At 76.0% G+C, this 23617-nt stretch carries 20 protein-coding genes; 5 read left to right on the top strand and 15 right to left on the bottom strand.

The features are described from left to right. Position 1: 1 nt before the first annotated feature. The 9 genes from AB0C35_RS39130 to AB0C35_RS39090 form a co-directional block, all read right to left on the bottom strand. Positions 2-946, bottom strand: coding sequence for a glycosyltransferase family 9 protein (locus AB0C35_RS39130; RefSeq protein WP_358467364.1), 945 nt, complete (start codon positions 944-946; stop codon positions 2-4). Next, complete coding sequence (locus AB0C35_RS39125; RefSeq protein ID WP_358467363.1) at positions 943-1620, bottom strand: SDR family oxidoreductase; 678 nt, start codon at positions 1618-1620, stop codon at positions 943-945. The genes AB0C35_RS39130 and AB0C35_RS39125 overlap by 4 nt, the downstream gene beginning before the upstream one ends. Next, complete coding sequence (locus tag AB0C35_RS39120) at positions 1617-3014, bottom strand: PfkB family carbohydrate kinase (RefSeq protein WP_358467361.1); 1398 nt, start codon at positions 3012-3014, stop codon at positions 1617-1619. The genes AB0C35_RS39125 and AB0C35_RS39120 overlap by 4 nt, the downstream gene beginning before the upstream one ends. Then, positions 3011-3517, bottom strand: coding sequence for an SIS domain-containing protein (locus AB0C35_RS39115; protein ID WP_358467387.1), 507 nt, complete (start codon positions 3515-3517; stop codon positions 3011-3013). The genes AB0C35_RS39120 and AB0C35_RS39115 overlap by 4 nt, the downstream gene beginning before the upstream one ends. 101 nt (positions 3518-3618) lie before the next feature. Next, positions 3619-4845 (bottom strand): glycosyltransferase, encoded by a 1227-nt coding sequence (locus tag AB0C35_RS39110; RefSeq protein ID WP_358467359.1) that lies wholly within the window; start codon positions 4843-4845, stop codon positions 3619-3621. After that, positions 4842-5837 (bottom strand): glycosyltransferase family 4 protein, encoded by a 996-nt coding sequence (locus tag AB0C35_RS39105; protein ID WP_358467357.1) that lies wholly within the window; start codon positions 5835-5837, stop codon positions 4842-4844. The genes AB0C35_RS39110 and AB0C35_RS39105 overlap by 4 nt, the downstream gene beginning before the upstream one ends. Beyond that, positions 5834-6841, bottom strand: a complete 1008-nt coding sequence (locus tag AB0C35_RS39100; RefSeq protein WP_358467355.1) for a glycosyltransferase family 9 protein — start codon at positions 6839-6841, stop codon at positions 5834-5836. The genes AB0C35_RS39105 and AB0C35_RS39100 overlap by 4 nt, the downstream gene beginning before the upstream one ends. Then, the gene (locus AB0C35_RS39095; RefSeq protein ID WP_358467353.1) at positions 6838-8379 is read right to left on the bottom strand and encodes an HAD-IIIA family hydrolase; all 1542 of its coding nucleotides are present in this window, start codon (positions 8377-8379) and stop codon (positions 6838-6840) included. The genes AB0C35_RS39100 and AB0C35_RS39095 overlap by 4 nt, the downstream gene beginning before the upstream one ends. After that, positions 8376-10016: a carbamoyltransferase C-terminal domain-containing protein gene (locus tag AB0C35_RS39090; RefSeq protein ID WP_358467351.1), complete on the bottom strand. Its 1641-nt coding sequence runs from the start codon at positions 10014-10016 to the stop codon at positions 8376-8378. The genes AB0C35_RS39095 and AB0C35_RS39090 overlap by 4 nt, the downstream gene beginning before the upstream one ends. Positions 10017-10239: 223 nt before the next feature. Between AB0C35_RS39090 and AB0C35_RS39085 the strand changes: the two genes are divergently transcribed. Together AB0C35_RS39085 and AB0C35_RS39080 are read left to right on the top strand one after the other, a co-directional pair. Beyond that, a complete protein-coding gene (locus tag AB0C35_RS39085; protein ID WP_358467349.1) occupies positions 10240-11127 on the top strand; it encodes a glycosyltransferase in 888 nt (295 codons plus the stop codon). Positions 11128-11138: 11 nt separating this feature from the next. Further along, positions 11139-12101 carry a glycosyltransferase gene (locus AB0C35_RS39080; protein ID WP_358467348.1) on the top strand — a complete coding sequence of 321 codons (963 nt, stop codon included), beginning with the start codon at positions 11139-11141 and terminating at the stop codon, positions 12099-12101. Here AB0C35_RS39080 and AB0C35_RS39075 read toward each other — a convergent pair whose 3' ends face one another. From AB0C35_RS39075 to mgrA, 3 genes are all read right to left on the bottom strand, one after another. Further along, entirely contained in the window at positions 12102-12485 is a 384-nt protein-coding gene (locus tag AB0C35_RS39075; RefSeq protein ID WP_358467346.1) for a DUF6343 family protein, read from the bottom strand. Continuing rightward, the gene (locus tag AB0C35_RS39070) at positions 12482-12934 is read right to left on the bottom strand and encodes a YbhB/YbcL family Raf kinase inhibitor-like protein (RefSeq protein ID WP_358467344.1); all 453 of its coding nucleotides are present in this window, start codon (positions 12932-12934) and stop codon (positions 12482-12484) included. Before AB0C35_RS39070 ends, AB0C35_RS39075 begins: the two co-directional genes overlap by 4 nt. Positions 12935-13045: 111 nt before the next feature. Beyond that, the gene (gene mgrA / locus AB0C35_RS39065; RefSeq protein WP_358467342.1) at positions 13046-14071 is read right to left on the bottom strand and encodes an L-glyceraldehyde 3-phosphate reductase; all 1026 of its coding nucleotides are present in this window, start codon (positions 14069-14071) and stop codon (positions 13046-13048) included. 99 nt (positions 14072-14170) lie between these two features. On the opposite strand from mgrA, the gene AB0C35_RS39060 reads away from it, so the two are divergent. Beyond that, positions 14171-17476 carry a hypothetical protein gene (locus tag AB0C35_RS39060; protein WP_358467340.1) on the top strand — a complete coding sequence of 1102 codons (3306 nt, stop codon included), beginning with the start codon at positions 14171-14173 and terminating at the stop codon, positions 17474-17476. 5 nt (positions 17477-17481) lie between these two features. Here the strand turns inward: AB0C35_RS39060 and AB0C35_RS39055 are convergent, their stop codons facing one another. The 3 genes from AB0C35_RS39055 to AB0C35_RS39045 all read right to left on the bottom strand — a co-directional run bounded on the left by AB0C35_RS39055 (position 17482) and on the right by AB0C35_RS39045 (position 20426). Then, a complete protein-coding gene (locus tag AB0C35_RS39055) occupies positions 17482-17907 on the bottom strand; it encodes a hypothetical protein (RefSeq protein WP_358467338.1) in 426 nt (141 codons plus the stop codon). A 60-nt stretch (positions 17908-17967) separates the two neighbouring features. Next, on the bottom strand, positions 17968-19335 hold the full coding sequence (locus AB0C35_RS39050) for an AMP-binding protein (protein ID WP_358467336.1): 1368 nt from the start codon (positions 19333-19335) through the stop codon (positions 17968-17970). Positions 19336-19601: 266 nt separating this feature from the next. Continuing rightward, on the bottom strand, positions 19602-20426 hold the full coding sequence (locus AB0C35_RS39045) for an NAD(P)H-binding protein (RefSeq protein WP_358467334.1): 825 nt from the start codon (positions 20424-20426) through the stop codon (positions 19602-19604). 168 nt (positions 20427-20594) lie between these two features. On the opposite strand from AB0C35_RS39045, the gene paaZ reads away from it, so the two are divergent. Beyond that, complete coding sequence (gene paaZ / locus AB0C35_RS39040) at positions 20595-22634, top strand: phenylacetic acid degradation bifunctional protein PaaZ (RefSeq protein WP_358467332.1); 2040 nt, start codon at positions 20595-20597, stop codon at positions 22632-22634. A gap of 1 nt (position 22635) precedes the next feature. Continuing rightward, a complete protein-coding gene (locus tag AB0C35_RS39035; RefSeq protein ID WP_358467330.1) occupies positions 22636-23613 on the top strand; it encodes an ornithine cyclodeaminase family protein in 978 nt (325 codons plus the stop codon). Positions 23614-23617 lie beyond the last annotated feature (4 nt).

Here is a 23617-nt window from a genome sequence, read left to right as displayed (position 1 = left end):
TTCAGCGGTTGCGGGTGAGCGCCAGGCCGGCGGCCTCGACCGCCTGGCCGGCGGAGATCTCCAGCAGGCCGGGATGCGGCCGGCGGCCGTGCGGGTCGCCCCGCCGACCGGCCCACAGGACCCGGTGCTCGGCGCGGTCGGGCGGCCCCCACCGGGCGGGCGGCGTCGGGCCGAACAGCAGGACCGACGGGGTCCGGAACGCGGTCGCCAGGTGCGCGACCCCGGTGTCGCCGCACACCACCAGCCGGGCGCCCGCGACGAGCGCGGCCAGGTCCGGGAGGCGGGTGCGGCCCGACAGGTCGGCCCGCTCGTCCAGCCCGGCGAGTTCCACGACGCGGCGCGCGAGCGCCGTCTCCGCGGGGCCGCCGGTGACGACGACGCGTTCGCCGCCGTCCCGCAGCGCCGCCGCGACGGCCGCGAACCGGTCGGCGGGCCAGCGGCGCGCCGGGAACGCCGCGCCCGGGTGCACGACGGCGGCGCCCGGCGCGGGCGACGGGGCCGCGGGCGCCGCCAGGTCCAGGTCTTCGGGGTCGGCGTCTAACCCGTACGCCGACGCGAGCCGGCACCAGCGCGCCACCTCGTGCTCGCCCGGGTCCCATTCCGGCCCGCCGGCGTGACCCGCCTCGGCGCAGGCGAAGGCGAGCAGCCGGCCCGGCCGCAGCGTCCCGAGGAGCCGGTGGCTCTGCGGGCCGCGGCCGTGCAGGTTGACCGCCACGTCCACGGGGCCGGCGGGCGGCAGGGGGGCCAGGCCCTCGGAGGGGAGGACGTCGTCGACCGCGCCGGTGGCGCGGGCGAGGAAACCGAGCGGCGCCGGGGCGGCGAGCGTGATCTGCGCGCCGGGCATCCCGCGCCGCAGGGCCCGCAGCGCCGGGACGCCGGTCAGCAGGTCCCCGAGGCCGAGGGCGCGCAGCACCAGGAGCCGCCCGCCCGGCGCTCGCGGCGTCACGGCCACGACGGCTCCTGCGAGGGGCAGACGACGAGTTCCCGCACCTCGCACCCGGTGGGCTGGGACAGCGCGAACGCGACGGTCGCCGCCACGTTCTCCGGCCGGTTCAGCTCGACGTCCGGGCCCGGCCTGTACCGCTCGGCGCGGTCGTCGAAGAACGCGGTGTCCATGCCGCCGGGCACGACCATGGTGACGGCCACCCGCCCGGCCATCTCGGCGGCGAGGGCCCGCGTGAAACCGACGACGCCGAACTTCGACGCGCAGTACGCGGTGGCGTCGCCCACCGCCCGGAACCCCAGCGTGGACGCGACGGTCACGACGCGTCCGTGGGGCTCGTTCTCCAGGTAGGGGAGCGCGGCGCGGACGACGGCGGCGGTGCCCAGCAGGTTGACCTGCACGACCCGCTCCCAGTCCTCGGCGGGAACGTCGATCAGCGTGCCGCACGCGTCGATGCCCGCGGCGGTGACGACGGCGTTCAGCCCGCCGGCGGCGCGGGCCAGTCCGTGCACGGCGCGTTCGGTGCATCTGCGGTCGGCGAGGTCGGCCTGCATGTGCTCGAAGTCGTCCTTCGGCGGGTGCCGGTCGAGGACCAGGGGGCGTCCCCCGTCGTCGGCGACCTTGCGCGCGACGGCCGTGCCGAGTCCCGAGGCGCCACCGGTGATGAGGACGTTCATGACGCGTTTCCCTTCGTGGTCGACAGCAGTCGGGTGGTGGAGCGCCCCTCCAGCAGGGGCAGCAGGACCACCTCGCCGTTGTGGGCCCGGACCGTGTTGGCCTCGGGCAGAGTGGTCCCGGCGTAGTCGGCGCCCTTCACCCAGACGTCCGGGCGGAGCCGTTCCAGCAGCGGGGCCGGGGTGTCGTCGTCGAACACCACCGCGGCGTCGACGTCGCTGAGCGCCTCCAGCACCCGGACGCGGTCCGCGGCGGGCGTGACGGGGCGGGTCGGCCCCTTGCGGCGCCGCACGGAGGCGTCGGAGTTGACGCAGACGATCAGGCAGTCGCCGAGCCGCCGCGCCTGCTGCAGCATGCTGACGTGCCCCGCGTGGAGGAGGTCGAAGCAGCCGCCGGTCGCCACGACCGTCCCGCCCGCCCGCCGCGTCCGCTCGACGACGTCCCAGGCGTCCTCGCCGCGCTCGGGGACGAGCCGGGCCGTGCCGGTCTCGGCGAGCTGCGTCGCGAGGGCCGCGGCGGCCCCCGCGCGGACGAACTCCGACGCGTGGTGGACGCCCTCGGTGACGGCGTCGGTGAGCGTCCCGCCGTCGGCGAGGACGCCCGCGGCTCCGGCGGCGAAGCTGTCGCCCGCGCCGCACGAGTCGCCCCGGGCGGGCCGCGCCGGCGCGAGGAACGGCGCCTCCGACCCGTCGCAGAGCAGCGCTCCCTCCGCGCCGAGGGTGACCGCGACGCCCTCGATGCCCCAGGCGCGGCCGAGGTGCCGGCCGCAGCGCCCGGCGGCCGACAGCCCGGACCCGCCGATCTCGGCGCCGTCGGCGGCGGCGAGCCGGGCGGCCTCCTCCGCGTTCGGGGTGAGCAGCCGGACGCCGGGGACGGGCGGCTCGCCGCGCGGATGCGGGTCCCACACGACGGGGACGCTCGCGGGCAGCTCGCCGAGCAGGGACCGGACGGCGCGGTGCCGGGTGACGCCGCGGCCGTAGTCGGCGACCAGCACCGTGCCCGCGCCCGCGATCGCGGCGGCGACGCGCGGGCCGACGGGCCCGTCGAGGGCCTGCCCCTCCCCGGCGTCGAGCCGCGCCACCGACTGCCCGCCGGACCGGATGCGCAGCTTGCACGGGGTGCCGCCGTGCAGATGGAACGCGGCGACCTCCACGTGCTTCTCCAGCATCGCGCGCAGCCGCCGGCCGGGCTCGTCGTCGGCGAGCGCGGTGACGAGCACCACCTCGCGCCCGGCGGCGGCCGCCAGCAGCGCCGCCAGGCCCGCGCCGCCGGGCCGGGGCCGCTCCTCGGCCTGCTCGACGACGGGGACGGGCGCGTCCGGGCAGAGCCGGCTGCTGCTGCCGACGATGTCGATGTCGAGCAGGACGTCGCCGACGACCACCAGCGGAGCGGTCATGGTCTCACCCCCAGGGCGTCGTCGACCACCCCGCACAGCAGGTGGATCGCGGCGAGGTGGATCTCCTGGACGGTCGCCGTGGCGGCGGCCTCGACGGTGATCGCGTCGTCGCACGCCTCGGCGAGGGCGCTGGGCCCCGGGCCGGTGATCGCCCACGCGGTGAGGCCGAGCTGCCGGGCCCGGTGCGCCGCCGCCACCACGTTGGGGCTGCGGCCGCTGGTCGACAGGCACACCAGCACATCGCCGGGCCGGCCGTGCGCCTGCACCTGCCGCGCGAACACGTCGACCGGGCCGTAGTCGTTGCCGATCGCGGTCACCGACGAGGTGTCGGCGTGCAGCGGGATCGCCGACAGCGGGCGCCGCTCGTCCTCGAAGCGGCCGACGAGCTCGGCGGTCAGGTGCTGCGCCTCGGCGGCGCTGCCCCCGTTGCCGCACGCCAGCAGCCGCCCGCCGCCGCGCAGCACGCCGGCCAGGCGGCGACCCCACGTCCCGAGCGTGGGCACGTGCTCGCGGAACCGCAGCGCGGCCTCGGCGAGCGCCTCCAGCCGCCGGTCCTGCGCCGTCGCGGTCCGGGTCCCGGAGGCGGCCCCGGTCGTGTCGGCCGTCACGCCGCCACCTCGCTCAGGGCCGCCGCGTCCCGGTAGACGCCGGCGGTGTCGGCGGCGACGCGGGCCCACGAGTATCGGCCGCGCGCCCGGTCGCGTCCCGCCGACCCCATCGCGGCGCGCTTGGCCGGGTCGTCGAGCAGCGCCCGGACCGCGTCGGCGGCGGCGTCCGGGTCGCGCGGCCGGACGAGCGTTCCGGTGACGCCGTCCGCGACGGTGTCGAGGTGCCCGCCGACGGCGCTCGCCACCACGGGCACGCCGCACGCCATCGCCTCGAGCGGCACCATGCCGAACGGCTCGTACCAGGGCAGGGTGAGCACGACGCTCGCCGACCGCAGCAGCGGGGCGACCTCGCCGCGGCCGAGCCGGCCGAGAAACTCCACGCGGCCGGCGACGCCGGCGTCCCGCGCGACCTTCCGCAGCCTGCGCACCTCGGCGTCGCCGCCGAGGTCGCCGCGCGGCGGCCCGCCGGCGACGGCCAGCTCGGCGCCGGGCAGGTGCGCCAGCGCCCTGATGGCGGTGTCGACGCCCTTGCGTTCGACGAGCCGCGACAGCACCACGAGCCGGTGCCGGCCGGCGTCCGGGCCGCCGCCGGGTGCGAACAGGCTCAGGTCGACCCCGCACGGCACGACCCGGACGCGGTCGCCGGGGACGCCCATCGCGGTCAGCTCGGCGGTCTCGTCGGAGCAGGTGGCGATCACGGTGTCGGCGGCGCGCCCGATCGCGCGCTCCAGCCGCACCCGGGAGGCGGGGCTGGTGTCCTTGTCGCCCTGGTGGCGGCGCTTGACGGTGCCGAGCGCGTGGTAGGTCTGCACCAGCGGCACGTGCCGCGACCCGGGCGGCTGCGCGGCCTGGATCGCCGCGAGGCCGCTCATCCAGAAGTGGGCGTGCGCGACGTCCGGAGGGTCGGCGGCCCAGCGTTGTTCCAGGTGGCGCCCGAAGTCGTGCATCCAGGGCAGCAGGTCGTCCTTGGCGATGCGCTCGGGCGGGCCGGCCGGGACGTGCTCGACGGTGACGCCGGGCGCGAACCGCACGCGGTCCGGCGGGGCGGGCGCGTCCCGCCGCGTGTAGACGGTGACGTAGTGCCCCTGCCGGCCGAGTTCGGCCGCCAGTTCCGCGACGAACACGTTCTGCCCGCCGCCGTCCGCCCCGCCCAGTCCCTTCTCCGGCGGGCCGCACTTGGCGGCCAGGGGGCTGGCGTGCTCGGAGATCATGGCTATCTTCATCGCGTTACCTCCTGGAGAGTTCGCCGCCAGTCGCGCAGGAACCGCGGCAGGCCGTAGCGTTCGACGGCGTGGGCCCGCGCCTCCTTGCCCATCTGGCGCGCACGCGGCGGGTCCGCGGCCAGGGTCCGCGCGGCGTCGGCCAGGGCGGCCACGCGCGTGGACAGCACCCCGGCCTCCGGCGGCACCGCCTCGACCGCCTCGGTGGTGGCGAGCGCCACCACCGGCAGGCCGAGCATCATGGCCTCGATCAGCGCGAGGCCCAGCGAGGTCCACCGGTAGGGGTGGACGTAGACGCGGCGGCGGGCGAGTTCCCCGTGCATCCTCGCCTGCGGCAGGTCCTCGAAGGTCCAGAGGGATTCGGGGGCGATGCCGAGCCGGCCGGGGACGCCGGCGACGTTCATGCCGAACAGGTCGAGGGGGACGGCCGCCGCCAGTTCGGGGAGCAGGTCGGTGCCGGCCACGCGTCCGCGGCGCAGCGGATCGTTGATGACGACGCCGGAGCGCGGCATGTCGGCGGTGTACCGGTAGCCGGGGTCGACGACGCCGTGCTCGATGACCGTGGCGGGCGCGCGGCCGCAGTTCCAGAACAGCCGGTTGAAGTGGGTGACGTGCACGACGGGGATGTCGGAGCGGTCGTGCAGGAAGTGGCGGCTGTCGGGGACGACCTCCTCGGGGAGGCCGATGTCGGACGGTGTCCGCCGGGGCGTGTCGTGCTCGACGTAGACGGCGGGGACGTCGCGTCCGGGGCGGCGCCCGAGCCATTCCTCGGCCAGCCGCAGTTCGTGGGGGCGCTGCAGGACGACGACGTCCACGTCCTCGTCGCGGAGCCGCTCCGGCGTGACCTCGACCGCGCGGTCCGGCCAGTGGAACGTGTCGGGCCGCCCCTTCCCGTCCGGTCCCCGGCCGGGGGTGACGGGGACGAGGGTGGTCTGCGGCCCGTGGACGAACGACGTCGCCCACGATCCGTGCACGTGCCACATCAGGACTCTCACCGGGCGGGCACCTCCTCGGACCTCACGATCTCCACGGCCGCGGCGACCTCGTCGGCGCTGACGGACGACAGGCAGGGGTGCCCGCCGACGGGGCATTCGCGGGCGCGGCTGTCCCTGCACGGCGCCCCCTGGTCGCCCAGCAGCGCCATCGGGACGCCGAACGGCGCCCACCGGGCCGCCGGGACGGTCGGCGCGAACAGCGACACGACCGGTGTGCCGACGGCCGCCGCGAGGTGCGCGGGGCCCGTGTTGCCGGCGACGACGGCGCATGCCCCTTCCAGCACGGACGCCAGTTCCGGCAGCGTCGTCCGGCCGCCGAGGTCGAGGCCGTCCTCCCCGGCGACGGACGCGGTCAGCTCCTTCTCGTCGCCGTGCCCGGTGACGACGACGCGGTGGCCCGCGGCGTCCAGCAGCCGGACGGCCTCGGCGCAGTGCCCCGGAGGCCAGGCGCGCGCGGGGACCGACGTCCCCGGGTGCACCACGACGTACCCGGGGCCGCCGGTGAGGTGGTCGGTGGCGGGCAGCGGCCCGCGGACCCGGAGCCGGGTGTCGGCCGGGGACGGGAACCCCGCGTCCTCCGCCAGCGCGAGCATCCGCAGCGGCTCGGGCATGTCCTCGCCGGGCCGGTGCCGCAGGTCGAGCAGCGAACCGGGGTAGTCCTCGCTGATGCCGCCGATCCAGGGCGTCCCGGCGAGGCGCAGTAGCAGCGCGAGCGGCAGCGGCGACTGGTGGAACGACGTCAGGATCAGGGCCCGGTCGAACCCCCGGAGCCCGCGCGTGAGCGCGTCGATCTCGGACCGCTCGACGGGCACGTGGTCCGGGTCGATCCAGGGGGCGCGCCATTCGATGACGCGGTCGACGCCGGGCAGCATGTCGGCGGCGGCGCGCCCGCGCGGGCCGCACAGCAGCACGACCTCGTCGGCGCGCTCGGCGACGGCCCGCACGGCGGGCCCGGCGAGCAGCACGTCGCCGATGTTGTCCTGGCGGGAGACGAGGACCCTCATCGGCGCCGCCTCCCGCCGAGGACCAGATCGACGGCCGCCAGCAGGGTCGGCGCCGTCTCCGCCGCCCGCGCGATCTCGGCAGCGCGGGTCCGCCCGGTCGGGACGAGGATGCCGCGCGCCCCGGCCGCGGCGGCGGCCTCGACGTCGCCGCCGATGTCGCCGATCACCGCGCAGTCGGACGGCAGCGCCCCGAGCCGCCGCGCCGCGCGCTCGATCATCCCGGGGCGGGGCTTGCGGCACGCGCAGCCGTCGCCGCCGTCGTGCGGGCAGAACTCCCACACGTCGACGTGACCGAGGAGCCGCTCGACGCGCGCGTTGACGCGCCGCACGTCGCCGGCGGTGATGCGCCCCTTCGCCACGCCCGACTGGTTGGACACGACCCCGATCCGGACGCCGTGCCGCCGCAGCCGGTCTAGGGCGCGCCGCGCCCCCGGCATCGGCCGCACCCGCGCCGGGTCGCCGTTGTAGGGGACGTCCCGGATGAGGGTGTCGTCGCGGTCGAACAGCACGACCCACGGACCGCCCCACGGCCGCGCGTCCCGGTGGACGACCAGTCCCCGAACCCGGTGCCAGACCGCCGCGGGCGGGATGACGGCGCTGGTGACGGCCATCTTGGCGACCTCGCCCGGCGCCGGCGGCCCCGGCCGGATCCGCTCGTGGGCGAACCGGGCGGTCAGCGCGCCCCAGACGCCTCCGGCGATCAGGGCGGCGGCCCGGCCGCGCCGGCCGCGGAGCGCCGCGGGAAGGCCCGCCGCCAGCAGGCCGGCCGCGGTGGTGAGCACGTGGCGGCCGAGCCGGCCGCGGCCCTCGCCGGCGCGGGTCCGCCACGAGCCGCCGTGCACCCGCCACATGAGGACGTCGTCGGCGTTGCCCGCCTGCGCCCGCACCGACGCCCAGAAGCCGGCGGGGCGGACGGGGTGCGTCAGCCGCCGCTCGCCGAGGACGAGGCCGTGCCCGGCGTCCATGGCGCGCAGCGCCAGGTCGGCGTCCTCCCTGTAGGCGCGGCGGAACCGCTCGTCGAAGCCGCCGAGCTCGGCGAGGACGCCGCGGCGGTAGGCCATGTCCGCGGTGATCCAGTCGGCGTCCGCGAGCGCCGCCGTGTTGCGCTCCCAGTCCGTCGGGCGCCGGTCGTCCGGCAGCGGGACGGTGACCCGGCCCTGGGACCCGCCCACCTCGGGCGGCAGCCCCGCGAGGTCGGCGGCCAGCCCGGCGGCCCATCCGGGCCCGGGCACGACGTCGTCGTCCAGGAAGGCGACCCATTCGGTCGCGGCCTCGCGCCAGCCCGCGTTCCGGGCGGCGGCGGGACCGCGGCCCCCGGACCGGATCACCCGGATCTGCGGACCGCCGGACGGCGGGGCGTCCGGCGGCAGGGGGAGCGGCGCGCCCGGCCCGGGACGGTCGTCCACGACGATGATCTCGTCCGGCGCCTGCCCGTTCCCGCCGTCCAGGCCCGCGAGCAGCGCGTCCAGCGTCACGCGCAGGCTCTCCCGGCCGATCGTCGGGATGACGACGGTGTGGCTGGGGACGGCGTGGCTCATCGGGCGTGCACCTCCCGGCGGCGGACCACGTACGGCCCGATGGCCAGCAGGTCCACCGGGGCGGAGCCGAAGCACTCCAGCGCGTCGCGCGGGTCGTCGACCATGGGGCGGCCGGCGGTGTTCAGGCTGGTGTTGACGACGACGGGCAGTCCGGTCCGGCGGCGGAACTCCTCCAGGAGGCGGGCGACCAGCGGCTCGTCCTCGGCGGCGACGGTCTGGATCCGGGCGGTGCCGTCCACGTGGACGACCGCGGGGATCCGCTCCCGCCAGCCGGGGCGCACCCGGTGGACGAACAGCATGTACGGGCTCGGCAGCGGTCCGTCGAAGATCTCCGGCGCGTGGTCGAGCGCGACCATCGGCGCGATCGGGCGGAACTGCTCGCGGCCCTTGACGTCGTTGAGCCGCTCCACATTGCCCTCATGGCCGGGATGGGCGAACAGGGAGCGGTGCCCGAGCGCGCGCGGGCCGAACTCGGAGCGGCCCTGGAACCACGCCACGATCTCGTTACGGGCGAGGGCGTCGGCCACCGTGGCGGCCAGGTCGTCCGGCCGCTCGTACGGGATCTTGGCGAGGTCGAGGCGCTCGGCGATCTCCCGGTCGTCCCACCGCCGGCCGAGGGCCGCGCCGGGCATCGGCGTCAGCGGCTCGCCTCCGGCCCGCGCCAGGTGCAGCGCGGCGCCGAGGGCCGTCCCGGCGTCGCCCGCGGCGGGCTGGACCCAGACGTCGTCGTACGGCCCGGCCTCGGCGAGCCGGGAGTTCGCCACGCAGTTGAGTGCGACGCCGCCGGCGAGCATGAGCCGCCGGGAGCCGGTGCGGCCGTGCAGCCAGGCCGCGAGCTCCAGCAGCACCTCTTCCAGCCGGGCCTGGACGCTCGCGGCGAGGTCGGCGTGGTCGCGCGTCCACTCGCCGCCGGGCGCGCGGGCCTTCGCCAGCGCGCCCCAGCCGACGTCCGCGACGGCGAATCCGCCGTCCCCGGTGGCGCGGACGTGCTCGCGCAGTTCGCCGAGGAAACGCGGCTCGCCGTAGGACGCCAGCGCCATGACCTTGTACTCGTCGCTGGAGCGCAGGAAGCCGAGGTGCTCGGTGAGGTCCTCGTACATGAGCCCGAGCGAGTGCGGAAGGCGCTGGGCGTGCAGCGGGGTCAGAACGCCGTCCTCGTAGGTCCCGGCCAGGTGCGAGTGCGACTCGCCGCGGCCGTCCAGAACCAGGACGTCGCCGTCGCCGGGTCCGGGCGCGGCGAGCGCGGCGGACGCGGCGTGCGCCACATGGTGCGGGACGTACCGGACGATCCCGGGATCCAGGCCCGGGAGCGCGGTCGACAGGAAGTTCGGGGCGCGCCGCGCGTACAGCGTGCGCAGCCGTTCCCACTGGACGTCGTGCCCGTCGAGGCCGGGCTCGACGAGGCCGGGATCGTAGGAGTAGGCGACGGCGTCAAGGTCGCCGGGTTCGAGCCCGGCTTCTTCAAGGCACCACCGGGCCGCCTGCTCCGGCAGTTCCCAGCCGGAGAACGGCACCGGCCGCTTGCCGTGCTTGCGGCGGCTGAAGCGCTCCTCCTCCGCCGCCGCGACGACGGTGCCGTCCGACACCAGCGCGGCGGCCGGGTCGTGAAAGATCGCATTGATTCCGAGCACGCGCATGTAGAGCCCCGTTTCGGCGCAGCGTTCGGTGGTGGGCCGATGACGTCGTCGTAGCCATCGGCGCTGGGCGTTCTCGCCGGAGGCGAATCCCCTATAGGTGATTCGACATTGCCGATATCAGTGCCTCTAAACGTCGAAGTCAGAAAAGTCGCTGGTGGGCGAAGTGCCAGGTAGACGCAATGGCATGCACATAGAGGCGAAGACTGCGGGTACTGGCAGTTTCATGCGCTACACCGTTGTCGTCATCACCAAAGACCGGCGGCATTCATTGCTCGCGACGCTCGCGCGCACGCGCGAACTCGCGGACCGGCCACCGGTCATCGTGGTGGACAACGCCTCACGGGACGGCACCGCCGACGCGGTCGCGGAACAATTCCCGGAATTCCGGCTGATCCGTTCCCCGCGCAACCTCGGCGCCGTCGGCCGCAACGTCGCGGCCGACCACGTCCGCACCCCGTACATCGCCTTCTGCGACGACGACACCTGGTGGGAGCCGGACGCGCCGTCCCGCGCCGCCGGCCTGCTCGACGCCCACCCGCGGCTCGCGGTCGTCACCGGGCGGATCCTGGTGGAGCCCGGCGGCCGCGAGGACCCGATCGTGCCCGAGCTGCGGCACTCGCCCGTGCCCGGCCCGCCCTGGCTGCCGGGCCCCGCGCTCGGCTCGTTCCTGGCCGGGGCGTCCATGGTCAGGGCTGACGCGTTCCGCGAGGCCGGCGGGTTCTCCCCGCGGCTGTGGCTCGGCGGCGAGGAGGAACTGCTCGGCGCCGACCTGATGGCGCTCGGCTGGCAGCTGTGCTTCGCCGACGACGTCGTCGTGCACCACGAGCCGTCCCGGCTGCGCGAGCCGCACCTGCGGCGCCGCCACGGCATCCGCAATACGCTGTGGTTCACCTGGCTGCGCCGCCCGCTGCCCGCCGCAGTGCGGCGCACCGCCGGGCTGCTGCGCACGCTGCCGCGCGACCGCGTCACGGCGGGCGCGCTCGCCGACGCCGCCGCGGGGCTGCCCTGGGTGGCCCGCGAACGCCGGACGCTGCCGGCGGACGTCGAGGCCCGGCTCCGGCGCCTGGAAACGTCCCAGCGCGAGTCCACCGCACGCCGATACGTGAGCTAGGAGAGCGGCCGATGCCCGACGCGCCCCTTCCCGACGCGCCCCTTCCGGACGCGCCCCTTCCGGACGCGACCGGTCCCGACGCGACCGTTCCGGACGTGATTGGTCCGGACGCGACCGTTCCCGATGTGATCGGTCCTGACGCGACCGTTCCCGATGTGACCGTTCTCGTCGCGACCCGTGACCGTGCCCCGGAACTGCGCCGCAGCCTCGCGCGCCACGAAGCCCCGGTGATCGTGGCCGACAACGCCTCCGCCGACGCCACCGCGGCCGTCGCCGAGGCCGCCGGCGCCACGGTGCTGCGGCTGCCGCGCAACCTCGGCGCCGCCGCCCGCACCGCCGCGGCCGAGCACGCCGCCACCCGCTACGTCGCGTTCGCCGACGACGACTCCTGGTGGGCGCCCGGCGCGCTGGCCCGCGCCGTGGAGATCCTCGACGCCCACCCGCGGACGGCGCTGCTCGCCGCCCGCGTGCTCGTCGGTGAGGAGGAGCGGCCGGAGCCGGTGTCGGAGGAGATGGCCCGCGCGCCGCTCGGCCGGCCGGACGGCCTGCCCGGCCCGGCCGTCCTCGGCTTCCTCGCCTGCTCCGCCATCGTGCGGCGCGAGGCGTTCCTCGACGCGGGCGGCTTCAACGACGTCCTGCATTTCGCCGGGGAGGAGGAACTGCTCGCCCTCGACCTGGCCGCCGCCGGGTGGGGGTTGGCCTACGTTCCCGAACTGGTCGTCCACCACCACCCGTCCAAGGCGGGCCGCGACCCCGCGGCGCGCCGCCGCCGCGAGGCCCGCAACCGGCTGCTGACCGCGTGGCTGCGCCGCCCGCTCCCGGTGGTCGCCCGCGTCGCCGCGTCCGGGCTGGGCAGCCGCGACGGCCGGGCGGGCCTCGCGGACGCGGCCCGCGCGCTGCCCGCGCTCGCCCGCGCCCGCCGCCCGGTCCCGCCCGCCGTGGAGGCCGCCCGCGCCCGGCTCACCCGCTACTGATCACATCCGGGTGCGCCGGGCGATGACGACCAGATCGACCGCGGCGATGACGGCGACGACCGCGCAGACGGCGGCCGCCGCCCAGGCGCCGTCCCCGCCGTCGCCCTGCGCCCTCACGGCGAACAGCACCGCGGCCGCCGCCGTCCCGACCAGGGCGACGCCGGACAGGATCGCCCGCAGCAGCAGCGGGCTGCGGGCGGTCAGCGGCTCACGCCCGCTCGGCTGCCGGTGCCGGTGGCGGCCGTGCGAGCCGGGGCCGCGCCACTCGGGATCCCGCCATTCGGGCGCGGTCCCGTCGGCGTCGTCCCACTCGGGCCGGCCGGGGCCGTCCCGACCGGTGGGGTCGCGGTCGGGGTCGCCGGAGCCGGGGGTGCCCACGGTCACCTCACGAACGTCCCGACGAGCGTGCCGGACGCGACGATCTTCTCCTGGACGGCGGCGCGCAGGTCCTCGGCCGTGAACCCGGGGCGGAGCCCGGACGGCTCGGACAGCCCGTAGAGCCGGAAGAAGTACCGGTGCGGGTCGTCGCCCGCCGGCGGCTTCGGCCCGCCGTACCCGTCCGCGCCGAAGTCGTTGCGCCCGGTGACCGCCCCGGTCGGCCGCTCACCGGCGTCCAGCGCCGTCGTCACCGGGTCGATGCCGGCGAGCAGCCAGTGCGCGAACGTGCCGGTCGGCGCGTCCGGGTCCTCGCAGGCCAGCGCGAGCTCCACCACCTCCTCGGGGGCCGGCGACCACTCCAGCGGCGGCGAGACGTCCCCGCTGTCGTGCGAGTACTCCGACGGCATCAGCGTGTGGTCGTTGAACGCGGCGCTGCGCAGCATCATCTCTTCCATGTGCTGCTCGTGCCCCGTCCTGCCAGGTCAATGCACATGCGCCGCGGCAGTCCTTCCGGTGGCCGGCGCGCACGGTGGCCGGCGCGCACGGTGGCCGGCCCGCACGGGTGGTCAGCCCGCGCTGGAGGCCGCCCAGATGTTGATCCCCGCCTCGACGGCGTCCCGGTCGATCGCGGCGAGCTCGTCGGCGGTGAAGTCGAGCCGGTCCAGGGCCGCGAGGTTCTCCTCCAGCTGCGCGACGCTGCTCGCGCCGATCAGGGCGGAGGTGACGCGGCCGTCCCGCAGCGACCAGGCGAGGGCGAGCTGGGCGAGCGACTGCCCGCGCCCCGCGGCGATCTCGTTCAGCGTCCGGACGTGCCGCAGGTTCTCCTCGGTGAGGAGGCTCGTCGAGAACGACGTCCCCTTGCTGGCCCGCGATCCGTCGGGGATGCCGCCGAGGTACTTGTCGGTCAGCATCCCCTGCGCCAGCGGCGAGAACGCGATGCAGCCCACGCCCTCCCGGCCGAGCGTGTCGAGGAGCCCGCCCTCGATCCACCGGTTGAGCATCGAGTAGGACGGCTGGTGGATCAGCAGCGGCGTCCCCATCTCCCGCAGGATCGCCGCCGCCTCCGCGGTGCGCTCGGGGGAGTAGGACGAGATCCCCGCGTACAGCGCCTTCCCGGACCGGACGGCGCGGTCCAGCGCGCCCATCGTCTCCTCCAGCGGCGTCTCGGGGTCGAAACGGTGGCTGTAGAAGATGTCGACGTAGTCCAGGCCCATCCGGCTCAGCGACTGGTCGAGGCTGGCGAGCAGGTACTTGCGCGACCCCCACTCGCCGTACGGGCCGGGCCACATGTCGTACCCGGCCTTGGTGGAGATGATCATCTCGTCCCGGTACGGCCGGAGGTCCTCCCGCATGACCCGGCCGAAGTTGATCTCCGCGGAGCCGTACGGCGGCCCGTAGTTGTTCGCCAGATCGAAATGCGTGACGCCGAGGTCGAACGCGCGGCGCAGGATGGCGCGCTGCGCGTCCAGGGGACGGTCGTCGCCGAAGTTGTGCCACAGGCCCAGCGAGATCGCCGGGAGCCGCAGCCCGCTGCGCCCGCAGCGCCGGTAGGGAATCCGCTCGTATCGATCACTGTCGGCCACATATGTCATGGTCACGAGTATTCCAGTGCCGCCCCGCTTGCCGGACCGGCGGTGATCCGCCATCATCGACCCCATGATCTTCAGGAAGGGCGGTCTCCGCCCGGGCCGTTGAGCCCCGTCGAGCCGGTCCGGGAACCGGCCCTCGAATCCCTGCCGTACCCGTCGCGCATGCGGGAACTGGCCCTGCACGCCCGGAACCTCGCCGGGACCCCCGAACTCCGCGACCTCCTCGCCGGCCTGTCCGCACGCGGGCGGTACGAGCGCCGCGTCGCCCTGCACATGGCCATGGCGGCCCGCGACCTCCCGTACATCGAACGGGTGCTCGCGGGACCCGACATGGCTCTGCGGCGCGCCGCGCTCCGGGCCGTCCGGACCCTGCCCGTCTCCGACGACGCCGCGGCGGCCGTCCTGGACGACGCGCCCGCCGACCTGCGCCGCGCGTTCTACCGGATGCTCCGCCATGCCCGCCGCACCGCCCTCGCCGACCGGCTCCTCCCCGGTGTGCGGGCCCGCTGGGGAGACCGGGAGGCCGCCGCGCTGCTGCCCGCCTGCTCGGGGGACGCCGTCACGCGGCTCCTCCCCGAACTGGCCCACGGCGTCACCGCCTGGCGCGCCCTGGCCGAACGCCACCCCGGCCCGTTCCTCGCCCACGCCCGTGAGCACGTGTCCGAAAGGTCGTGGTGGCGGCAGTGCGGGGCCGGTCTCCCGGCGCTGGCGCGGCGCGATCCGGCGGGCCTGCTGGAACTGGTGGAACTCGACGGCTCTCGCCAGCCCGCCGCGTATCTTCCGCGCTCGCTCGTTCCGGCGCTGTTCAGGGTGGACGTGGTCCGCGCCGCGCGGGCGGTGCGGCGGATGGGGCGCCGGAGGGGCCGCCTGCCGTGGGCGTGCTTCGCATACCTGGGCGGCCTTCCGGCGCGGGACCTCCGCGAGTTCCTGCCGGGCGAGCCGTACTGGCTGAGGGATCTCCTCGTCCACGTCCCGCCGGGCCGCCGCGGGGAGGTCTTCGACCTGGCGCAGGAGCGGTACGGGCAGCCGCCCGCGGGAATGCGGAACTTCCGGCTGCTCGGTCTCCTGCCGCCTGACCGGGCGGCGGCCGAGGCCCGCCGGATGCTGGAATGGCACGGCTCGGTGTGGCATTCCGCGCGGTCCCGGCTGGACGATCCGGAGATCCCGCTCAAGCTCACGGCCCACCTGCCCTACGGGGAGGCGGCCGGGCCCGTCCGGGAGGCGGCGTTCCGCGGCGATCCACGCCGCCGCGGCCTCGCCCGCACGCTGCTGATCGAGCTGACCGCCCGCACCGGAGACTCCGCGCTCCTGCTGAGCCTGGTCACCGAACTCGCGGATCGCACGCGCAACGAGCAGGACCCGCTGAGGGGAACGTTCATCGCCGCCCTCGCGTCCGTGCCGCTCCGCCTCCTGGCCGACTCGTGCGCCCAGCCGTTCGCCGCCATCGCCGACTCGGCCGTGACGGCACGCGACTCCTCCCAGGGCACCCGCCGGAGGCTGCGCGATCTGGCGGACCGGATGCTCGGCGACGAGGCGCCGCCCGCGCTCACCCGCTGGGCGTTCGGCGCCTACGCCGGGCTCGTGGCGAGACACGGGCCGGAGGCGCTCGACGGCCACCGGCTCGGCCGGGTGCTGCCGCGCGGCGGGGAACGCCGCCTCCTGGACGTGCTGCGCCCGCACCTGCGCGACCACGAGACCGTCATCGCGCTGGCCCGTTCCCTCGGACGGAGGGCGTTCGCGCAGGCGGACCTCCAGGACGACCTGCGCGCGGCGATCCTGGACGCGCCCGAGCCCCTCGCCCGCGAGGCGGCGGCACTGTGGCTCGCCGACCCGGCGCGGCGTGCGGAACGCGCCGTGGACCTCCTGGCCGCCGACGCGTCCGCCATCGTCCTGCCCGAGGTGTGGCGCGTCGTCGCCGGGCGCCGCACCGACCTCCTCCCGCCCGTCCTCGACGGTGGCCGGGAGGGCCGGTTCGAGGCCGTCGAATGGGTTCCGGACGTCCGGCCGCAGGATCCGGGCCGCTGGACGCCGCCGCAGACCGAGCGCGTGCGGGCGGTGCTGGCCGCGGCCGTCCGGGACGAGCGGAGACCCGTGGACGCCAGAATCGGCGCCGTCGCCGGCCTCGGCCGGCTTCCCGGCGGGCTCGGGGACCTCGTGCCGTGGGCGGAACGGGAGGACGAGACCGTCCTCGCCGAGGCGGCGCTGGAGGCGATGGCGGGCACGGACCGCCCGGCCGAGGCCCTCGCGATGCTCCTCGTCCATGCGCGGGGCCCGCGCTCGGCGGTGGCGGTCGCGGCCGTGGGCCGGTGCGGCGCGTCGGTGCCGCCGTCCAGGCTCGGACCGGCCCTGGCGGAGGCGCTGACCGGCCCGGACGGGAAGGTGACCTCCCGGAAGCAGGCCGCCCGGCTCCTCGAACGACTGCGGGTCCCGGACGCGGCCGGCGTCCTCCTCCACGCCTGGAGAGACCCCGGCCTGCACCGCGACGTCCGGGTCGCCGTCGCGGCGGCCCTGCGCCGCAACCCCGAGGATCACCGCGTGCTCGACGCGCTCTACGACGCCGCGGGCCCGTACGCGTCGGAGCCGATGTTGCGCACGCTCTTCCAGGCGAAGCCTTCGGAGTACGCGCCCGCGCACCGCCCCGCCTACGCCGCGCTCGTCCGCCGGCTGGTCTCCGCCGCGGACGGACCGGGCGTCCGGTTCCGGGCGTCCAAGGCGTTCGGCGCGTGGGCGCCCTGGTACGAGGAAGGGTTCGGAGCCGTCCTCGCCGCCGTCGCCGATCCCCGCGACCCCGCCGGGGACGACGAAATCCATGTTCTGCACGCCCTCGTCAAGACGGGGTCGGTGGGGGAGGAGGCGCTCGACGTGCTCTCCGCCCTGGTGGGCGCCGACCTCGACGACCGGGCGCGGGTGCGGGCCACGGCCATCGCGCAGACGGTCGGCGGCCTGCCCGCCGGCCACCCCAACGCGTCGCTGGCCCGCCGGGCGGTCCGGATCCTCGCCGGGCATCCTCTCTACGCCGCCCAGGCGGCGGGCGTCGCGCTCAGCTCGGCGCACCTCACCGAGGACGATGTCACCGCCGAGCGCGTGGCGGACGAGCTGGCCGCCCTGGCGGACCTGCTGCGCGGCCGTCCCGCCCTGACCGCCGCTCTCTGCGAGAGACGCCTGTTCCAGGCGGTCGGCGGCCACGGCGTCCGCCGGCAGGGCGGGCCCGCGCGGCTGCTGCCCGCCGCGCGGCTGCTCGCCGGCCGGGGCGACGTCGCGTCGCACCTGCTGGCCGCGGCGCTGGTCCGGCAGATGGGCCCGGTCGCCGGGTGGCCCGGCGGCTGGCGCGACCTCCTCGGCGAGCTGCGCCGGTCCGAGCACGTGGAGGTCCGCCAGACCGCCTGGGACGTCAGACCCTGGTCCTGACCGCGTCAGCGGGGCTCGTCGCGGCGGAGCGCGGTGTACTGCACCGCCGCGAAACCCGCGACCACGATCGCCTGGAGCACCGCCCAGACGGTGCCCACGGTGTTCAGGGAGAACCAGCCCAGAACCACCGTGACGATGCTCAAGACCGTCCACAGCAGGTTCGCCTCCACCACCGCGCTCACGGCGTGGCGGTGGGGGCGGGCGGGCATCGAGACCGCCCACACGGCGGCCGCGTAGACGAGCAGGAACACGCCGATCACGCGGCCCGGTCCGGCGTCCAGGCCGAGGAGTTCTTCGAGCGGTCCGGCCAGCGCCAGGTAGGCCAGGCCGTTGACGCCCGTCACGACGGCGTCCAGGCGGAGCGCGAGACGAAGCAGGCGGCGCGCGTCGGCGAACAGGCCGTCGGAGGTGATGGAACGGGTCGCGGTCATCGGGATTCCCCTCTCATCGTCGATGACCGTGACGCTACGGACCCGGCGTCGTGCAGGCGATTACCTCGGAGGTAGGCGGGCGGCGTCCGGGAGGGCGTGCTTGACGACCTTTCCCGCCGGGTTGCGGGGGAGCGCCTCCAGGAAGACCACGTCCCGGGGGACCTTGTGCCTGGCGAGGTTCGCGGCGACGTGGCCCTTGACGTCGTCCTCGGTGAGGCCCGGGGCGACCACGTAGGCGCGCAGCCGGTGCCCGAACTCCTCGTCGGGGACGCCGGCGACGGCGGCCTCCCCGATGCCGGGATGGGCGGCGAGGAGGTCCTCGACCTCGCCGGGGTGGACGTTCTCGCCGCCGGAGACGATCATGTCGTCGGCGCGGCCGTCGACGTGCAGCCGGCCGCCGGCGTCCAGGTGGCCGAGGTCGCCGACCGCCATCAGGCCGCCGACCTCGTCCTTGCCGCCCCCGCCGGTGTAGCCGCCGAACCGGGCGGGGGTGTCGACGAAGATCCGCCCGGTGGCGCCCGGCGGCACGGGCCGGTCGTCGTCGCCGAGGATCGCGACGGTGGTGCCGGCGGGCGGGCGGCCGACGCAGCCGGGCGCGGCGGCCAGGTCGTCCGGGGTGGCGATCGTGATGCAGGACGCCTCGGTCGAACCGTAGAAGTTGTAGAGCGACGGCCCGAACGCCGCCAGCGCGCGGCCGCCGAGCCCGGCGTCCAGCCGCGCCCCGCCCGTCATGACCACCTTGAGGCGGGACAGGTCGCGCGTCTGCACACCGGGGACGGCGAGGATGCGGCTGAGCATCACCGGGACGGCGACGAGCGACGTGCAGCGATGCTCCTCCAGGTCGTCGAGGACCCGCTCCGCGTCGAACCGGCGGCGCAGGACGAGCGTCGACCCGAGCCCCAGCGCGAGGACGGCGGAGGTGAGGCCGAGGCCGTGGAACAGCGGCGGGCCGACGAACATGGCCTCCCCGCTCCGGAACGGCACCTTCGACAGGATGCCGCCGGGCAGCGCCATCGACGGGGACTGCGACCGCGGCGCGCCCTTCGGCCGCCCGGACGTGCCGCTGGTGAGGATCACCATCGAGCCGTGCCGGGACGGGGCGGGCGGCGGCGCGCCGTCCGCGCCGCCGATGAGGTCGTCCAGGTCGGATTCGGTGAAGCGGGGCAGGTCGAGGCCGTCCGCGACGGCGGCGAACTCCTCGTCGTGCACCAGCACGGTGACGCCCTCGCGTTCCACGGCGTCGCGGAGCTGGGGCGCGGCGAAGTCGGTGTTGAGGAACAGGACGGACGCGCCCGTCTTCGCCGCCCCCGACATCGCCTCCAGCAGGCCGCGGTGGTTGCGGCACAGGATTCCCACGGTGTCGCCGACGCCGACGCCGCGCGACCGCAGGGCGTTCGCGAGGGCGTTGCAGCGCCGGTGCCAGCTCACCGAACGTGAGGGTTCCGCGTTCGTCGACGAGGCCGGTGCGGTCGGGGAACCGGTGCGCGGGCAGCGCCGTCGCGGCGCCGAGCGGCCCGTACCCCCGCAGGGCCCGCGCCGTCGCGGCGAGGGCCCTCGGGGGCATCGGGCCGATCATCCCGGCGCGGACGGCGGCCCGCAGCCCGTTCAGCTCGGCGGAGATCCGGGTGCGCGTGACCATGACCGGCAGCGTATTCACCCTTGGAACAGATCCACAACATCTGTTCCTCTGCTCCTCAAGCCCGGAACGCGTCCGCGTGCTCCTCGGCCCACTGCGAGAACGGCCGCGCGGGGCGTCCGGTGACCTCCTCCACGACGCGGGAGACGGTGCGGCCCTCGACCGGGGTGTTGCCGAGCGCGTCGAGCAGGAACCCGATGAGGTCGTCCGTCATGCCCTCGCCGCGCCACTTGGCGCGCGCCTCGTCCTCGGACAGCTCGGCGAACCGGATCTCCCGGCCGGTCGCCGCCGCGAGCATGTCCACCTTCTGCGCGGTGGTGATCGCCTCCGGGCCGGTGATGACGAGGGTCCGCCCGGCGTGGCCGCCGCGGGTCAGCACGGCCGCCGCGACCGCGCCGATGTCGGCCTCGTGGACGAGGCTGCTCCGGCGCCCGCCGAACGGCTCGCGGACCACGCCCTCGGCCCGGACGGACGCGGCCCACCACTGCAGGGTGTTGGCCATGAACTCGACCGGGTTGAGGAACGTCCACTCCAGGTCGCTGCCCGCGAGTGCCCGCTCCAGGCCGCCCTCGGAGCGCCCGCCGAGGAGCGTGACGCGCCGGACGCCGCTCTTGACCGCCAGGTCGACGATCTGGGGGCCGGTCTCCATCGGGGCGTAGCCGTCGCCGGCGAAGTTGATCAGGTGCACGGCGGTGACGCCGTCGAAAGCGGGGACGAGGCCGTCCGGGTCGGCCAGATCACCCTGGACGACCTCCACGCCTTCGGGCAGTACGGCCTTGGCCGGGTCGCGGGTCAGCGCCCGGACGGACTCTCCCGCCCGCAGCAGTTCGGCGACGATGTGGCGGCCGACGGTTCCGGTGGCACCGGTCACGAGGACGGTCATGTACGGCTCCCTTGTAGAACGGAACGTTCGGTTCCACTATAGCAGAACGGAACGCTTCATTCCAATATGAGTACACAAACGGACCGCGTCCCGGCTGTCATCTCTGCGATGCGTGAACCAGGCTGATGGGTGGCAGGAAGACTCAGAGACGCGGACAAGGAGGTCCCGGTGGTCGTGCTGCGCAGTTATGTGTCGGGTTCATGGCGTGCTCCGGAGGACGAGGGGGCGCCGCTGCGCGACGCCGTCACGGGAGAGGAGGTCGCCCGGATCTCCTCGGCGGGGATCGACAAGGGCGCCGCCCTGGAGTACGGGCGGACGGCCGGCGGCCCGGTGCTGAGGGAGCTGACGTTCCACCAGCGCGCCGCCCTGCTGAAGGCGCTCGGCTCCCACCTGCGGGAGCACCGCGAGGAGCTGTACGCGCTGTCGGCGCGCACGGGCGCGACGCTGGGCGATTCGAAGTTCGACATCGACGGCGGCATCGGAGTCCTGTTCGGCTATGCGAGCAAGGGCAAACGCGAGCTGCCGAACGACACGGTGCTGATCGAGGGGGACGTCGAGCCGCTCGGCAAGGGCGGGACGTTCGTCGGGCAGCACCTGTGCACCCCGTCGCACGGCGTCGCGGTGCAGATCAACGCCTTCAACTTCCCGGTGTGGGGGCCGCTGGAGAAGCTCGCGCCCGCGTTCCTCGCCGGGGTGCCGAGCCTGATCAAGCCCGCGAGCCAGACCGCCTATCTGACGGCCCGGCTCGTCGAGCTGATCGTCGAGTCCGGCATCCTGCCGGAGGGCACCGTGCAGATGATCTGCGGCGACGCCGGTGACCTGCTCGACCACCTCACCGAGCAGGACATCGTCGGGTTCACCGGATCGGCGTCCACGGCGCGGCTGCTGCGCACCCACCCCGCGATCGTCGGGAACGCCGTCCGGTTCAACGCCGAGGCCGACTCGCTGAACTGCTCGATCCTCGGGCCGGACGCCGCGCCCGGGACGCAGGAGTTCGACCTGTACGTCAAGCAGCTCGTCGCGGAGATGACCGTCAAGGCCGGCCAGAAGTGCACCGCGATCCGCCGCGCGCTGGTCCCCGCCGCGCTCATCGACGACGTCGCCGAGGCCGTCCGCGAGCGGCTGTCCAGGGTCACGGTCGGGAACCCGGCCGACCCGGACGTGCGGATGGGCGCGCTGGCCGGCCTCGACCAGCGCGAAGAGGTTCGCCGCTCGCTGAAGGCGCTGATGGACGCGGGGCGCGTCGTCTTCGGCGACCCCGAACGCGTGGACGTGCGCGGCGCCGACGCCGAACGCGGCGCGTTCATGTCGCCGATCCTGCTGCGCGCCGACGACACCGGCCGCGCCGAGCCGCACGAGGTCGAGGCGTTCGGGCCGGTCAGCACGCTGCTGCCCTACGACGGCGCCGGCCGGGCGGTCGAGCTGGCGGTGCGCGGCCGCGGCAGCCTCGCCGGGTCGATCGTCACCGGCGACGCCGCCTTCGCGCGGGACGTCGTGTTCGGCACCGCGCCGTGGCACGGGCGGCTGCTGGTGCTGAACTCCGAGGACGCCGGGGAGTCCACCGGGCACGGCTCGCCGCTGCCCGCCCTCGTCCACGGCGGCCCCGGGCGCGCGGGCGGCGGCGAGGAGATGGGCGGGATCCGCGGGGTCGTGCACCACATGCGGCGCACCGCCGTGCAGGCCGGGCCCGCGATGCTCACCTCGATCACCGGGCGGTGGGTCCCCGGCACCGACCGGACGGTCACCGGCGAGCACCCGTTCCGCAAGCACCTGGAGGACCTGCGCGTCGGGGACACCGCCGTCGGCGGCCCCCGCGTCGTCACCCTCGCCGACGTGGAGCACTTCGCGGAGTTCACCGGCGACACCTTCTACGCCCACATGGACGAGGAGGCCGCGAGGGCCAACCCGTTCTTCGGCGGCCGGGTCGCGCACGGCTACCTCGTCGTGTCGTTCGCGGCGGGCCTGTTCGTCGAGCCCGACCCCGGGCCGGTCCTGGCGAACTACGGGCTGGAGAACCTGCGGTTCCTCACCCCCGTCAAGCCGGGCGACGAACTGACCGTCACGCTCACCGCCAAGCAGATCTCGCCGCGTGAGGGCGCCGGCTACGGCGAGGTCCGCTGGGACACCGACGTCACCAACCAGGAAGGGGCCTCGGTCGCCAAGTACGACGTCCTGACGCTGGTGTCCAAGCGGCCCCAGCAGGACTGACATGGCCGGCATCCTGCTGCTGTCCGCCGCCGACGTGCGCGCGGTGTTCGACCTTCCGGCGGCGATCGCCTCGCAGCGCGAGGCGTTCGGGGCGCTCGGCCGCGGGGAGGCGCGGCTCGCGCCGAGGCTCCTGCTGGACGGCCCCGGCGGCGACGTCGCGTTCTGCTACGTCTCCCGCCTGCCCGGAACCGGCGCCGTCTCCAAGTTCGGCAGCGTCAACCCGGGGAACGCGGCGCGCGGCCTGCCGACCGTCGCGGCGCTCGTGACCGTCCAGGACCCGGTGGACGGACGGCCCGTCGCGATCATCGAGGGCGATGCCGTGACGACGCTGCGCACGTCGGCGGCGAGCGCGGTCGCGGCCGACCATTTCGCGCTGCCGGACGCGTCCCGGCTCGCCGTGATCGGCTGCGGCGTGCAGGGCCGCGCGCACGTCCGGGCGATGGCGGAGGTCCGCCCCATCGCCCGGGTGGCGCTGGCCTGCCGCGACCCGGAGGCGTGCGGCGTCGCCGCCGAGCTGTCGGACGAGCTCGGCATCCCCGTCGAGGCGGCGGCCTCCGCCCGCGACGCCGTCGAGGGCGCGCAGATCGTCGTCACCGCCACGACCAGCCGGGAACCGGTCGTCCTCGGCGCGTGGCTCCGGCCCGGCTGCACGGTGCTGAGCGTCGGCTCCTTCGCTCCGGACCGGGCGGAGGTGGACGACGGCGTCGTCACCCGCGCCGCCGCCGTGGTGGTGGACCACGTGCCCACCGCGCTGGAGCACGCGGGCCCCGTGGTGGCCGCCGTCCGGGCGGGGCACCTCAGCCCCGAGCGGGTGCGGCCGCTCGGCCCGGTCGTCGCGGGCCTCGCAGCGGGGCGGGAGTCCGGCGGCGACATCGTCTTCTACAACAGCGTCGGCGTGGGAGTCCAGGACACCGCCGCGGCCTCCGTCATCGTCGGCCGCGCCCGCGAAGCGGGCATCGGCCGCGTCGTGGAGCTGTGACGCG

This window comes from Spirillospora sp. NPDC048819, from assembly GCF_040650055.1.
GTDB lineage: Bacteria > Actinomycetota > Actinomycetes > Streptosporangiales > Streptosporangiaceae > Spirillospora.
Note: the sequence above shows the minus strand (reverse complement) of the source record. Positions and strands in the feature narration are given on the sequence as shown.